The sequence below is a fragment of the Vibrio eleionomae genome, from assembly GCF_009874545.1.
Lineage (GTDB): Bacteria > Pseudomonadota > Gammaproteobacteria > Enterobacterales > Vibrionaceae > Vibrio > Vibrio nitrifigilis.
The window spans coordinates 17982-32620 of sequence record NZ_WEKT01000032.1 but is presented as its reverse complement, the minus strand read 5'-3'; the positions used below and the strand labels follow the sequence as shown (position 1 = coordinate 32620).

Sequence of the window (14639 nt, the reverse complement as noted above, 5' to 3'; positions counted from 1 at the left end):
AATCAGTAACAAAGCCTTTTACTGAATGTATGCAACAACGTTAGTTCAGCAACATGGAAGAACGATATCGATAACAATATGAATAACATGGTCTCACGTCCATACCCGCTTGGGGCGACTTTGAATAATAGCGGATGTAACTTTGCAGTGTACGCTCCGGCTAGCCGTGATATTGTGTTAGCCTTGTTTGCCTCTGACGGTAGCTACACAACTCACTCTTTTCCTAGCGACTATGCTGGGATCAAACATATTTTTGTTCCTGATATAAAAGCAGGGCAACACTATGGGTTTATTATTCAATCAAGCGGCCAATCTCATTATATTTCAGATCCTTACGCTAAAGCATTATCAGGCCCATTAACTTACGAACCACCATTTAATAGTGAAGAAAGCTTTACACTCCCTAAATGTATTGTCGTAAATGATCAATTTGATTGGCAGCAAACAACATCACCACACTATGCTCGTGATGAAATGATTCTGTTTGAAACGCACGTAAAAGGAACAACACAGCTTAATCCTGAGTTAACCGAATCACAACGGGGAACATACCTAGGCTTGATTAGCCCATCTATGCTCGAATTTTACCATGAGCAACATATTACCACCCTCCAACTACTGCCCATTGCAGCCTGTATGCATGAACCCCACTTGTTAGAAACCGGCAAAGTGAATTATTGGGGATACAATCCATACGCATTTATGGCTCCAGATCCTCGCTATGCCGATAACGACGCTGTCACTGAATTTAAAACCGTTGTTCGAGAGCTTCATAAAGCGGGCATCGAAGTGATATTAGACGTGGTGTACAACCATACCGCTGAAGGCGGGGAAAACGGGCCGGTATTTAATTTAAAAGCCCTTGATCCAAGATATTACCTGATCCACGGCCCCCACTTTGCCAACTTTACTGGCTGTGGTAATACGGTGAATTTGTCCTATCAAGCTTCACTGAATCTCGTGATGGATACGTTACGGTATTGGGTAGAACATTATCATGTGGATGGGTTTCGGTTTGATCTAGCGGCAACATTAGGTCGCAATGGCGATAACTTTAGCCCTGAAGCGGCTTTTTTCAAAGCCGTGGCTCAAGACCCAATATTGAAAGACATTAAGCTCATTGCAGAACCATGGGACATTGGGCCTAATGGTTATCAGGTCGGTAACTTTCCATTTGGTTGGAATGAAACCAATGATAAATTACGCGATATTGCACGTAGTTTCTGGCGTGGTGATTCCGGCTATTTAAAAGAGTTTGCCACCCGAATCATGGGATCACGCGATCTTTATAGCGCCTCTAACTGGCCGTTTAAATTAACCGTCAACTACATCACCTACCATGATGGATTTACATTACAAGATTTGGTCTCTTATAAGCACAAACATAACAATGCTAATGGAGAACAAAACCGAGATGGCCATGGTGATAACCGTTCTGATAACTATGGTGTAGAAGGTGAAACAACCAATGTCACCATCCGTAGTAAACGAGAAAAACAAAAACGGAACATGATCGCTAGCCTACTATTCGCATTTGGTATTCCACATATTCTCACTGCAGACCTTCTTTCTCATTCCCAAGGAGGAAACAACAACGCCTATTGCCAAGATAATGAAATCAGTTGGTTAGATTGGCAACTGACGCCCACAAAGCAAGCATTTAAGCGGTGGGTTGGTAAGCTGGTCGAGGCAAGACAAACCTATATGGTGCCTTTTATTCGCGCATTTAGCGGCGAAAGCCGTAATCATAACCGAGTATTTTGGCGTCGAGTTGATGGCGAATTAATGGAAATGGATGATTGGGACAAATTATCATGCGTCGCATTACATTTAGGCATTGGTGATAATGGCGACGAGTTACTCTATTTAATAAACCAAACCCGCGCACCAGCACGATTTACACTGCCTCATGATAAAATACAACAGTGGACAATTATTTGCGACACAAATGATATTCACAATCATAAACCGACTACTGCAGAAAAAGAGCGGTTACAGCTCCCCGTTTCCATGTCAATATTGTATTATCACCCATCAAAAAAATGACGCATTTCAAGGGATAGTCCCATGCTATCCCTTCTATTTCGCAAATAAGAACTCAGTTTTATATCCCAATAAAAAGATGCCTTAGTTGTGGCAGATTATTTACATTGCCTTGTTTTTTCCCTGATATAACCTTGTTCAAATACACTGACTAAATAAAACGGTGAATATCAGAAGCACCTAACCTATTCATCAATAAAATAAGCGACTAGAATTTAATCTTACAATAGAAGCAAAGTAAAATAACTCTTTGTTTAAATGAAAGAAAAAGGTTAACTAGTGCCCCACTCATTGTGCAAGTAATGGTTTGAGCCCCATTTTTGGGAAAATGTAGGTAACGAATATGAATAAAACGGTATCGATTGTCGTGCCTTGCTATAACGAAAGCGAGGTGATCGACTACACAGTAGAAGAGTTACTTAACCTAGCAAATAGTATCGATGGATATGACCTAGAACTGCTGTTTGTTAATGACGGCAGCGCCGATGATACAGAAGCAAAATTGTTGAAACACAGTAAACAGCACAGTAATGTTCACCTCATTTCATTTTCTCGAAACTTTGGCCACCAGCCAGCAGTCAGTGCGGGTATTCAAGCAGCCAGTGGAGATGCGGTCGTATTAATTGATGCTGATTTGCAAGATCCACCACACTTAATTAAAGACATGATCGATTTGTGGCAAAAAGGCTACGATGTGGTTTATGGTACGCGTGAATCTCGTGAAGGGGAATCTCCTTTTAAATTGGCTTCAGCCAAATGGTTCTACCGAATTCTGAATTACCTATCAGAGGTGCCGATTCCTCTTGATACTGGTGATTTTCGCTTGATGGACCGCCAAGTCGTTGATCAGCTTAATGCGATGCCAGAAAAAAACCGCTTCATCCGCGGTATGGTAAGTTGGATTGGTTTCAATCAAACCTCAATTCGTTATCAGCGTAACCCGCGCTTTGCTGGTGAAACGAAATACCCATTACGCAAAATGCTAAAATTTGGGTTAGATGGCATTTTATCTTTCTCAGTTAAGCCATTAAAGCTCTCTATTTTCATGGGCTTTACGTCATCGGCTATCGCCATTTTAATGTTGTTCTATACCGTTTACGTGCGTTTGGCGACTGATCATTGGCAATCAGGTTGGGCATCGATGCTCGTGGCAATGCTCTTTATTGGCGGGGTTCAACTGATTTCAATTGGTATTCTTGGTGAATACATTGCACGAATTTACAATGAGTCGAAAAATCGTCCACTGTATATTGTGAAGAAAAATGTAGGTAAAGAGCGCGATGATGAAACGTCTCAGTCAAGTTAATGCGTTAATTTGTACGAACCTACAGCAAAAGATGCGCTTTATTATGGTCGGCGGTTTTAATACCGCCGTCTCTTATCTCTCTTTTGTTGCTATTTACCAACAAATTAATAATTATATTTTGGCTTCCATACTCGCTTACTGTATCGGTGTTTTATGCAGTTTTTTATTAAATCGAGGTTTCGTATTTAATAGTAAAAGTGAGTCTGGCCAATTTATTCCGTTTGTGATTGTCAATTTAGCCTCATTAGGGGCTAGTACACTAAGTCTGTTTTTACTTGTTTCGGAATTGCACCTTAATGCTTACCTAGGTCAATTCTTTAGTATCTTCGTTTCGATGACGATGAATTATCTGGGCTACCAACGAATATTTAAACAAGGGGTGAGTATGAATACTATCGTTGGCTCTGCACTAAATGAAAATAAGCCTTGGAATATCTATACGATTATTCGAGTACTTATTTTGCTTGTATGTGCTGCTGTAACTGTTCATAACGCCTACACCTCGGTGTTGGTCAATATCGCTCATGACGCGCTACCTTATATGGCCGACTACACAGGTAAGTTTACTTCTGAAGGTCGATGGATAAACTTTGCACTTTTTGAATTTAGCCGTTCGATGAACGCGCAACTGGCCAATGCTATCTGTTATCTATTCATTGGTATTTTTGGTTATAACGTGTCAATGGCGCTGAAAAAAGACAAATGGCTAGCACTGCTTTTTGCCATGACAGTCATGAACATTCCATATTTCACTATGCTGTTCAAATGGCCAATGACGCTCTATCCAGGCTGTATTATGCTGGCACTCTTCAGCTATTACCGAGAACGTATTTCTGTCGCTAAAATGCTGCTTCTGTCTGGTGTGTTGTTGTTTGCTACCTACCCAGCGTTTTATTTTGTCATGCCTTTGATTTATCTAGCACAGCTAAAACAGAGCAGTTTCAAAGAATGGATAGTCTTCATGCTCTGGTGGGCAGCAGGCTACGTATTAGGGTATGCAGTTGCTAACGGTTTAATTTACCTATATACCGGATTAGTTGAAGGCAACGCGCATTTTATGCAGATGGCAACATGGCGCAAAGAAAATCCAGTACATGGTTTAGCTTCATTAGTCGCTAACTTTGATCGAAGCTTAGATGACTTTGTCCGTAACGCGAAGTTTATTGCAGAACTCAGCGCTTGGTTCTATTTACCAGCGTTGGTGATTGCCCTACTGACGGTGAAAGACAATGTGAAATACTACCTCACTGTAGTCGCCGTCATTATTTCTATATATGCCAGTGTTATCGTGTTAGGGGTTCATGTTCCGCTACGTTCGGGGATCACATTGCCTTTAGGTATCGCGATGGTGGTATTTTTGGTCAAAACACCTTGGTTACGCTATGTGAATATTTTGCTATTGCTTATTCCTCTAGCATTCCAAACCTACACCTACAACACTCGCTACAACGCCACTAGGATTGTGATGGCGCAAGTCATCGAACATAACGATGTCCATGATTATATCGATGATACCGCTCAGTATGATCATGTAGTCGCCACTGTTGATAAAGAAAAAATGAGCCAATGGATGACCCAACATACTGGTTCTAAGCAATTTAAAAACTTGGCGAATTTGGAATACCATATGATTCGCCCTTATTTCTATAAAGTGGGGATTCCAGACAAAGATATTGATGTGAAATACATTAAACAATCGGATGCGGTAAAAGGCGAAACCAAAGTCAAAATCAAAGATCGAACGTTATATGTAGATTTCTATTAACCGAAAAAACACATCAAAAGCGCATTCATGTTAATGAATGCGCTTTTTTATTATTGTGACAATTTCATCATCACTTCAAGCGGGGCTTTATCTTGATTGAATAATGCGTGTATCTGCGCGAGGTACACTTCGGCTGTAGATAATGCATCGACTAATGCATGATGCGCTAAATAAGCGGGTAGCCCATATCGACGTCTCACTACAGCCAATCTCACATCGGGATCGCCTTTATGAAAATCTTGCCGCTTTTGCTCAATTTTTAAGGTATCTAACCAAATAACTGGCAGTTCAGAAAGTTCAAAACGAGACTGAATATAATGCGCAAGAAAACGTCTTTCTATGACACAACCGTGTGCCACCACTACCTTCCCCGCCATCGCCTCTAGGAGTTGACCAAAAGCCTCATCGATACCGATACCTTCTGAATTGAGCTTTTCTGGAACAATATGATGCACTTTAACCGATTCAACCTTCACCGGAGTATGGTTACGCACAAACAGGTGCCTGGCCGAAGTCAGTTGAATACAACGATGAGACACTTCGACCCACCCCATACTCAACACAGAATCATTCATCGGATCAAATCCTGTGGTTTCAAAGTCCAAAACTAGCAGTTTTAGCTCACGAACATCCTGTTTCCGACTCGGCAATATCTGCTCAAAGTACGGCTTTAATAGTGGGTCCTCTTTTTGATCGCTGTATCGCTTAACAAATTCCTTTTTCTGCTTAGCCAAATGATGATAACTATCGAGCTTTAGTCCAAACCGCATCGTTACTTACCCGCCAAACCGCATTTTTAGCGCATCTTGAAATCCAGAAATAATTCGGAAAGCGTCTTTGAGATGTTGACGATCAAAACTACTAAAGTGGTCAGGCTGTAAGTAATTACTCACTTCCTCGCTATGCTGTAAACATTCCAAATGATGCCGATAACGCAGTTGGTTAACAAAGTGATAAGTACCCAGTAAATCTTGATAGGAACTTTCGTTGATCACATCACACTGATACGCTTCCTGAAAACGCTCCTCCGTATTAAGAGACTTACCACCTTCATGAAGAACATAAATACGCGCTAAGTCCACCAAACAACTGATCGCCGCCTTTTTAATATTCAAACTGTTTTCATTGTTACCGTCTTTTTCCAACACTAAATTATGGAAAATCCCTAGCGGTGGACGTATCCGTAACGTATTTCGTACCAAAGCCGACATGAGCACAGTATTGCCCGTTACTTGTTGAATCCGCCACTGCTCTAATTGTTCAAATAACGTCTCATCACCATGTAAGAAACGGATATCTAAAAATACAGTCAAATTAAGTAACATGTCGTATTCTGGGTTACTGGCCCATTTTCGATAATACTCTTGCCACACGTGTAGGGTCTGACACCATTTTGGGGTAGCGGCCATGAATCGCCCACTACAAATCGTGTAACCGCATTGGTCTAACCCTTTACACACCGTCATGGCAAGGTGACTAAAATAAACACGATCGCTTTCAGTCGCATGGCTATCTAACACGAGCGCATTATCTTGATCCGAACCGAGATGGATTTCTTCTCGCGCATGAGAACCGGCGGCAATCCACGCATAAGCGCAGGGGGCAGGCCCCAATGCTAATTCTGAGAACTCAATTAAACGACGTGTAAACGCGTCATAAATCATGCTGAGCACTCGCCCAATCAACTTCGCAGGCAAATTGGCTTCAGCCATCGCTTCAAATACTGCTTGCCGCTCGGCTTTCAACGATGCAAGTTCATCCACCGACTCAGCTCGGCTGATTTTTTCGATCAAGAAAACAGCTTGCACACTATGCTGCAAGACCATTTGCTGCGGTGTAATCAGCCCAACGACCTGATGATCATCATCCAGTACGGGTAAGTTCTGGATGTTGTGTTTCATCATAATAGAAACCGCAGTCAGCACCAGCTCATCTTGCATGACGGTAAATGGCGTCTGGGTCATTATCGTGGTAATCGGTTGATGGACATCAACAGCAAGAGCCACGACCCGTTTAGTCATATCTTTATCTGTCACCATGCCAACCAAACGATGGTCTTCCACGATAACCGCACACGTACAATTTTTCTCATGACGCATCAAATAAGCGACCTGCTGAATCGTCATTTCTGGTGTTGCGACCGCAATATTACGACTCGCGACATCTTTAATCGGCTCAAAAAACAGCCCTTTATCAGTTTGATTCCACTTTACGTTTAAACTTGACTGCAAACGAGAATTAGCATTCAAAGCTAATTGCTCCGCTACCGCAGGAAAATCAGAGATGGCTTGTAACAGATCAGAATAATCTAGTTGATACAATAAGGTATTTTGCAGTGCTGTCGTCTGATAAGCCGGGATGTCGGCATCATTGTTGAGGCTAAAACCAAAAAGGTCATTCTCCCCCAGCCTAGAGCGTAATGAACCATCAGGGAAGCGCTGCTCCACGGCTCCGGTTCGAACAATATAAAGATGTTGATGGGGCTTAGATGGGGTGTTTAATGGCTCTCCTTTACCCAAGAAAACAATTTCGATTTGGGTTGAGATGGTTTCCAGCACTTCAAAAGGCAATTGCTGAAAAGGCGCTAACCCCTTTAGAAAACTGGTGATATTGGGTAGCAAGGTAGATTCCATGCATTTCTCCTTTCGAAACTCGCTATGCTATCGGCGAACCATCATTCAACTATATAAAAAAACCTCAATATCACTATTGAGGTTTTTAATGTCATATAGCGCTACTTAATAGCACGAATATTACCAGAACAGGGTGTACAACACTGCTAGGATAATCATGATTGCGTAAGAAGCTAAATTAAAACTGCGTTCGGTATGGAACATAGAGGCAGTCATCGTAATCGCTTTTGGATCATCATCCATGTCAGACGTACTCAAGCTGGTTAGAGCAATGACAACGATAGTAATAATTAATGTGTACAGCATTTGGTCCATAAATGGCATATGCAGCGGCATAAGTTTTAAGAACAACGCCACAGGGATTGATGCCACAACACCAACGATTGCCCCTTTAGACGTTGTTTTCTTCCAGAACAAACCAAGCATGAACACGGCCAAAATGCCAGGACTCACAATACCTGTATACTCTTGAATATATTGGAATGCTTGACCAATATTACCTAGCAGTGGCGCAACCAGACACGCAATAACAAGCGCAACAATGGCAGCTAAACGACCAACATTAACCAATTTATGATCGCCGGCTTTCGGTGAGATATATTCTTTGTAGATATCCATGGTAAAGATGGTCGCTGTCGAGTTCAGCATAGAAGCCAAAGAAGACACAATCGCTGCCGCAAGAGCCGCGAATACCACCCCTTTAACCCCCACAGGTAAGAACTGAGTTAACCATGGGTACGCTTTATCCGCATGAGCAAGACTAGGAATATTTTGCTGAGCAGCATCACCTAACGACGCCATTAAAGACGGATCAGATGTAATCACAAACGCGGCAATACCTGGTAATACAACAAGGAAAGGAACGATCAATTTCAAGTAAGCTGCAAACATAATCCCTTTTTGCGCTTCAGGAACTGATTTTGCAGCCAATGTACGTTGAATAATGTATTGGTTGAATCCCCAGTAATACAAGTTCGCTACCCATAAACCGCCAATCAATACCGCAATACCAGGTAAGTTCATAAACTGAGGATTACTCTGATCAAGTATCATTTGGAAATGCTCAGGTGCAACATCCATCATTTTGTTAAAGCCAGCAAACCAACCCGCATCACCACCGAGGAAACCGACCGCCATGTAAGTCGTTAGCAAGCCACCAAGTACTAAGAAGAAGACTTGGATTACATCGGTCCAAACGACAGCGGACAAACCACCATAAATCGAATAAACCAAAGCAAATAGGGCAAGACCAATGATGGAATACATCAATGGAATACCCAAAATAGTTTCAAGAGCCAGACCGCCAAGATAAAGTACAGAGGTGAGGTTTACAAAAACGTAAAGTGCTATCCAAAATACGGCCAAAATGGTTTTTAACTGTTTGTTGAAACGCTTTTCCACAAACTCAGGGATAGTGTAGATACCCTTTTGAATAAAAACGGGCAAAAAGTATTTACCAACGATAACTAGCGTTAACGCTGACATCCACTCATAAGAGGCAATCGCTAAACCAATAGAATAGCCAGAGCCAGACATACCAATAAACTGTTCAGCTGAGATATTAGCAGCAATTAAAGATGCACCAACCGCCCACCAAGGTAGGGATTTACCAGCAAGGAAGTAATCTTCTGTGCTTTTTTGAGATCCTTTTTTATCACGAGAAACCCAAAGGCCAACCCCGATGATAATCGCGACATAAATGGCGAATACCAAAATGTCAATGAATCCCAAACCATGTTCTATGTTCGACATTATTGTGGTCCTGTTTTCGTAATCAAGCATCTAAAAGACAGGCTACCTTTGCCAAATAGGTCTTTGCGATAACGAGATTACATTTGTGTAATAGTTATAAGTAATGGCGAGGATTGTAAACGTTTCCAATAACGTAAAATGTAAGATTAATCACAACAATTAAAAGCCTTATCAACGCCGTTTAAATCCATATAATATGTTGAATTTAATGTATAAATTTTAAATTAAAAACATAAAAAATTGGTAATGACTATCTATTTTAGTGATAAAGATCACTTACTAACATTGCTATTTCTATTAACAAACAGAGGATTTACACAATTTATATGTAAACGCTTACACGAAGCGTTTTTGGTGAGAAAACCTGAAGAGAACAGCCGAGTTTAGCGGCCGTCTTAAAGCAGAAAGAATGGAAAATTGTACGTTAAGGCTATTTTTACTATGGGACATCACAAAATCGACTTTCTACTGTCAAAAATGAATGCCATTTCATATCAAAGTGATATTATCGCCCTATTAAGTTAACAATTTCTCATTATTTGAAAAAACTCGATCTATAAAACATTTTGTCCATTTGATTGAGCTATGATGAATCCTTCACCATCAATGACAGTACAAAATTTCATATAACATAAAGGTTTATAGATAAATTTGCTACATAAATGCGATTAAAATGTTACTTTTAGCGAATTTCTTCTCTAAAGATTAGTGAAATGTTTTAAAAATTAACATTTCGCCCTTTTTACTGCTTTTTATCTATCTAGATGGCTAAATGATGGATTAAAGACATAAAAACCATAAAACTCATTTCCCCCACTATATTATGTGATTTCCCCAACACTTAAACCGCCCCATCTTAGACAAAACTTAATTCCACTTATGTTAGTTTAGTGCCGTTATACTCAAGTTGCTTTCATTGCCAATGTTTGCATAGCTCCGCGTCCAAGAGAGTTAAAACATATAAGGTAGCTTGGTTATAAAATCAAAGCAGCCCTATGCCACTCAATACATGATAATGATTCAAACTATCGAGCTGGTGTAGTGAGAATCCTGCAAATAATTAGACAGATCTAAGATCCAGGAGATATTGTGAGTTCTATTACAATCGGAGTTATTGGTAATTACTTTGGCCACCTTTCAAGTGCAGAAAATGTACATGAATCTGAGATCCCTAGTGGTATTTTCATTATCGATCAAAACGCTAGCTCGCTAACGAATGGTGATGCTACTCATTATCCGGAGCGCGGCAGCAAAGTAGATATTGAACCTGAGTTTGTTATTCGTTACACCATCGAATATACAGACAACAAAGTATCAAAACTGATCCCACTTCAACTTACGGTCGGTAATGACGTGACTATCCGTAGCTTAGAAGGTGCAACAAAAATCAGTTCACGTAAATCATGGGGTCAAGCATCAAAAGGGATTCACCCAACTTGGTGGTCAATCAACCAAATTGATAATCTAAATAACCTAAGCTTAGTTTCTTATATTGAACGTGACGGTGAAGAAGCACACCTGACGACTCAACCACTACGAATTGACGAAATGAAACTCTTTGGTCAAGCATTAGATACTTGGATGGTTGAAGCAATCAATGGCCAACAAGAACACGGTATATTTGATGAGATTCTACCAACACTAGCTGCTCAAGGTTATCCTGAAGAACTGATTCTTTATACAGGCGCGCCAAACTATACCACTTGGGGCACAGAAAACTTCCTTCAGCCTGGTGATTCTATGCACATCATCGGTTACAAAACCGATAACTTTAGTGATGAGCAAATTGATAACTTATTTAAAGAAAACAAGCTTGTTGGACTAACCAATGTGTTGTACCTAAAACAACAAATGGTTGAGCCAGCACTCGTTGACTAACTGAACATCCAATAACGATCGATTTGATTTGACCGTCGTCGTCCTGTGTCGTTTCTTATCGATCGTTTCCTATATTAACCGTCTCTTTGTGAGGCGGTTATTTTTTCTAATAACGCTACCCGTTCTCGATATTCATCCGATTGACGATATTTAGTCTTGTAATTTTGCTTACTAACTAGAGCATCGCCGATTTCACTGCCAGCATTAGTATGTTCATTACGTGTATGCTTGGCGATACTCCAACATGCTAACGCATCGCCACTTTTGACCACTTCATTAAATAAATAGTGAAAATAAAAATATGGGAATCTACCTTGTTCTTCTAACGCATTAAGAAGTTCTAATCCCGTACCTTCATGGCTAATGCCCGGACAATCTTGATACTCTTTAAAACGAGTAATCGATAAGGTTTGTTGTCGAGGTTTAAAATTATATGCAGCCAAAGCATGTAATAAAGAAACCATCACTGGATTTCCTTTTGCTGATGCCATGAACCAATTTTTAATTTGTCTATCCGGTCTATCCTGTGTTTGTTTGAATAAAAATAAACCGCAGCCTTTGGTTTCATACTGCAACCAACTATCCAAAGGCTTCCAGCAAAACGTTGTACTATCCACCCAAACGCCACCATAGCGGCTTAATAAATACACCCGAATGAAATCTGATTTGTGAGCAGCGCCAGCATCAAGGCTAAAGTTATAAAATAAGGACTGAAAATCAAAATAGCTTTGGATCTTTTTTTCATCTAAAAAGCATACGTCATAGTCGGGATTCATTGTTTGCCAATAGTGGTAAGCGACCTTGACAATATCAGGTGCACTATCGTATCCCTGCGCCCAATAGATCCAAATTTTTTTAGGAATATCATTATCATCACGTACACGGATGTCTGAAAACAGGCAGTTTAAAGTGGATTGAGCGATAACAAGCTTATTTTTCAAGTCAATGTTGTTAGGATAAATTTTACATAAAAGAGGAATATTCAGAGACTTTCGTTTATCTAACCACACACAGCTTTTATTTAACCACGGGGAGTTAAACGCCCATCGACGCAGTTTTTTTTCTATGGAGTTGCTCAACTTAGACATAACACTCTCTAATCACATGCGAATAGTTTGTTCCATTACCTTAATAGTCAACAGATTATCATAAAAGTTCTCCACGATAAGTCCCAATAAAGTGCTTTCGTAAGCTTAGTGAGATTAACAGAGTAATAGTAAGATTTTACTTGTTAATGAAACACTGAATCCTATATCAAGAGGTCATTGTGGGTATAAAATATTACTAACAAATTCAACTCTTTCCCCTCGTTCATTTTTCTCTTAAAATCTCTAGCATTTCTTTCCATCACGAACAGAACCTAGAACAATATGAATAAGAGTTTCGTTACTAATATTATCTCTCTGATTTTGCTTGGCGCTGGCTACTACACTCAAAACACCATTGTTATGTATGCAGGCTTATTCGCTTTCTCAGGGGCGATCACTAACTGGTTAGCTATCCACATGCTATTTGAGAAGGTACCTGGATTATACGGCTCAGGTGTTATTCCGGCTCGTTTTGAAGCTTTTAAAGGTGCAATCAAGACACTAATGATGGAGCAGTTTTTTACTGCTGAGAATATTGATCGCTTTTTAAATAAAGAAATGTCTGGCGACAAAGGCATTAACCTAGAACCAGTCATCGCTAAAGTCGACTTTAATCCAACCTTCGATTCTTTGGTTAACGTAATCAGTAACTCTTCATTTGGTGGAATGCTTTCAATGTTCGGTGGCACAGACGCTCTGCAACCGCTTAAACAACCTTTTGTTGAAAAAATGCAAGACGCTATGGTTGATATCAGTCAGAGTGAACCCGTTAAGCAGGCGTTAAAAGAGCAGTTACAATCAGGTTCAATGAAAGACGGTATTAAAGACGATGTAGAAGCCATCATTGAGCAGCGTCTGAACGAACTGACACCTAAAATGGTCAAAGAGATGGTACAAAAAATGATTCGCGAACATCTAGGATGGCTCGTGGTTTGGGGTGGTGTCTTCGGCGGCATAATTGGTGTGATTTCTGCACTAGTGATGTAACACAGATATTTCCTTAACCAGCGGAAAACACCTACAAGGGCCATTAACCATGGCCCTTTTCTATCCCATCAAATGAAACTTTTGCAACCATGGCATAACCCTTGGATGATTTACCACAAGATAGCGCTTTGGTACTCGCCAATATAATAAGGTAGCTAAAGCCACAGCTCCGTATAAATCTTCCGGACGATGCATGCCTAACCACATACGTGAATAGGCGACACCTAACGCCCATATTAATAGTAAGTTACACGTCGCATAACGTTTTTGATCCATTAATAGTGCACCAAAAAAGACTAAACAAATGGCGGCGAATACTGTGTGTCCTGATGGAAATGAATAGTTCATTTCACTTTGCCAGCTTTTTATACGCCAAGGTGACACTCTCTTTTCCATCTTTTTCATTGCACGTATTTTTTGCGCTTCATCGAGCTTATAAAAATGTTGAGGCTCAGGAATAACTAACGCTTCAGTCATTGCTTGAGTATAAGGGCGAGGGCTTTCAGTGACTGATTTGATCCCACTTTTCAACATAAATGCCAACAGCAGTAATACAACAAACTGCAACACAAAATTGAGCTTTTGCTTACGAGAATATTGCGACTTCCAAAAACTCAACATGAAGAGAACAGCAAGTGTCATGATCCCCCCGATTCCCGTGCCGGTCGCAGACAAATAATACCAAAAGCCAGCCAAAGCAGAGTTTGGATCAGAAAGGAGATTAATAGGCGTGGTGATAAAACAAGTCGGTAGTAACAAAGCAGCAAACGCACCAAGCATGACAAAACCGTATTTATTTCTTGTACCGCGCCAATGTAATGACATGAGTTAATCTCCCCATAAAGTTATGGGATAAATTTTAAAACGCCTGCCAACAGTTTTGTATCAAGCATAGGTCAAATAATTGTCATATTGATTAATAATGAGCCAGAAATCAAAAATATATCATTTAAATTCAAAATCTTAAGTACCCCTACTATTTTAATACCCTCGATATTTACCCTAAAGTAGTGTTCTATTTCGATTTTTGTCAGTTACTCATATCTTGTTCTATATTAAATAGACCCTGAATCATGCGCACGAAAAATAGATGACCTTGGGGGCGAGATCCATACACCGACGTACATGCAGTAAGTGATACTTCACCAGCAGTGAGTGGAATCTTGAATATAGGCCTAATAAATATA

The 14639-nt window shown here is 40.3% G+C and carries 10 protein-coding genes; 5 read left to right on the top strand and 5 right to left on the bottom strand.

Annotated features, from left to right (window positions below):
* The first annotated feature begins 78 nt into the window (after positions 1-78).
* The 3 genes from glgX (at position 79) to F9817_RS15455 (ending at position 5114) form a co-directional block, all read left to right on the top strand.
* On the top strand, positions 79-2046 hold the full coding sequence (glgX, locus tag F9817_RS15465) for a glycogen debranching protein GlgX (protein WP_161157068.1): 1968 nt from the start codon (positions 79-81) through the stop codon (positions 2044-2046).
* 340 nt (positions 2047-2386) lie between these two features.
* Positions 2387-3349, top strand: coding sequence for a glycosyltransferase family 2 protein (locus F9817_RS15460; RefSeq protein ID WP_161157067.1), 963 nt, complete (start codon positions 2387-2389; stop codon positions 3347-3349).
* On the top strand, positions 3324-5114 hold the full coding sequence (locus tag F9817_RS15455) for a GtrA family protein (protein ID WP_161157066.1): 1791 nt from the start codon (positions 3324-3326) through the stop codon (positions 5112-5114). The genes F9817_RS15460 and F9817_RS15455 overlap by 26 nt, the downstream gene beginning before the upstream one ends.
* Before the next feature lie 50 nt (positions 5115-5164).
* On the opposite strand, the gene F9817_RS15450 is transcribed toward F9817_RS15455, so the two are convergent.
* The 3 genes from F9817_RS15450 to F9817_RS15440 form a co-directional block, all read right to left on the bottom strand.
* Complete coding sequence (locus tag F9817_RS15450; RefSeq protein WP_161157065.1) at positions 5165-5884, bottom strand: exonuclease domain-containing protein; 720 nt, start codon at positions 5882-5884, stop codon at positions 5165-5167.
* A gap of 6 nt (positions 5885-5890) precedes the next feature.
* The gene (locus tag F9817_RS15445; protein ID WP_161157064.1) at positions 5891-7747 is read right to left on the bottom strand and encodes a DUF294 nucleotidyltransferase-like domain-containing protein; all 1857 of its coding nucleotides are present in this window, start codon (positions 7745-7747) and stop codon (positions 5891-5893) included.
* Between the two features lie 120 nt (positions 7748-7867).
* Positions 7868-9499 carry a sodium/sugar symporter gene (locus F9817_RS15440; RefSeq protein ID WP_161157063.1) on the bottom strand — a complete coding sequence of 544 codons (1632 nt, stop codon included), beginning with the start codon at positions 9497-9499 and terminating at the stop codon, positions 7868-7870.
* A gap of 1089 nt (positions 9500-10588) precedes the next feature.
* Between F9817_RS15440 and F9817_RS15435 the strand changes: the two genes are divergently transcribed.
* The gene (locus F9817_RS15435; RefSeq protein WP_202436483.1) at positions 10589-11377 is read left to right on the top strand and encodes a DUF5718 family protein; all 789 of its coding nucleotides are present in this window, start codon (positions 10589-10591) and stop codon (positions 11375-11377) included.
* 74 nt (positions 11378-11451) lie between these two features.
* Here F9817_RS15435 and F9817_RS15430 read toward each other — a convergent pair whose 3' ends face one another.
* Entirely contained in the window at positions 11452-12465 is a 1014-nt protein-coding gene (locus F9817_RS15430; protein WP_161157062.1) for a capsular polysaccharide synthesis protein, read from the bottom strand.
* 282 nt (positions 12466-12747) lie between these two features.
* Between F9817_RS15430 and F9817_RS15425 the strand changes: the two genes are divergently transcribed.
* On the top strand, positions 12748-13452 hold the full coding sequence (locus F9817_RS15425; RefSeq protein WP_161157061.1) for a DUF445 domain-containing protein: 705 nt from the start codon (positions 12748-12750) through the stop codon (positions 13450-13452).
* A gap of 60 nt (positions 13453-13512) precedes the next feature.
* Here F9817_RS15425 and F9817_RS15420 read toward each other — a convergent pair whose 3' ends face one another.
* Entirely contained in the window at positions 13513-14277 is a 765-nt protein-coding gene (locus F9817_RS15420; RefSeq protein WP_161157060.1) for a phosphatase PAP2 family protein, read from the bottom strand.
* Between the last annotated feature and the right edge of the window lie 362 nt (positions 14278-14639).

Bases quoted from the DNA above. Each gene is read 5' to 3' on its own strand.
- F9817_RS15460 (WP_161157067.1), top strand. From the start codon at position 2,387: ATGAATAAAACGGTATCGATTGTCGTGCCTTGCTATAACGAAAGCGAG.
- F9817_RS15440 (WP_161157063.1), bottom strand. From the start codon at position 9,499: ATGTCGAACATAGAACATGGTTTGGGATTCATTGACATTTTGGTATTC.
- F9817_RS15420 (WP_161157060.1), bottom strand. From the start codon at position 14,277: ATGTCATTACATTGGCGCGGTACAAGAAATAAATACGGTTTTGTCATG.
- F9817_RS15450 (WP_161157065.1), bottom strand. From the start codon at position 5,884: ATGCGGTTTGGACTAAAGCTCGATAGTTATCATCATTTGGCTAAGCAG.
- F9817_RS15455 (WP_161157066.1), top strand. From the start codon at position 3,324: ATGATGAAACGTCTCAGTCAAGTTAATGCGTTAATTTGTACGAACCTA.
- F9817_RS15445 (WP_161157064.1), bottom strand. From the start codon at position 7,747: ATGGAATCTACCTTGCTACCCAATATCACCAGTTTTCTAAAGGGGTTA.
- F9817_RS15430 (WP_161157062.1), bottom strand. From the start codon at position 12,465: ATGTCTAAGTTGAGCAACTCCATAGAAAAAAAACTGCGTCGATGGGCG.
- glgX (WP_161157068.1), top strand. From the start codon at position 79: ATGAATAACATGGTCTCACGTCCATACCCGCTTGGGGCGACTTTGAAT.
- F9817_RS15425 (WP_161157061.1), top strand. From the start codon at position 12,748: ATGAATAAGAGTTTCGTTACTAATATTATCTCTCTGATTTTGCTTGGC.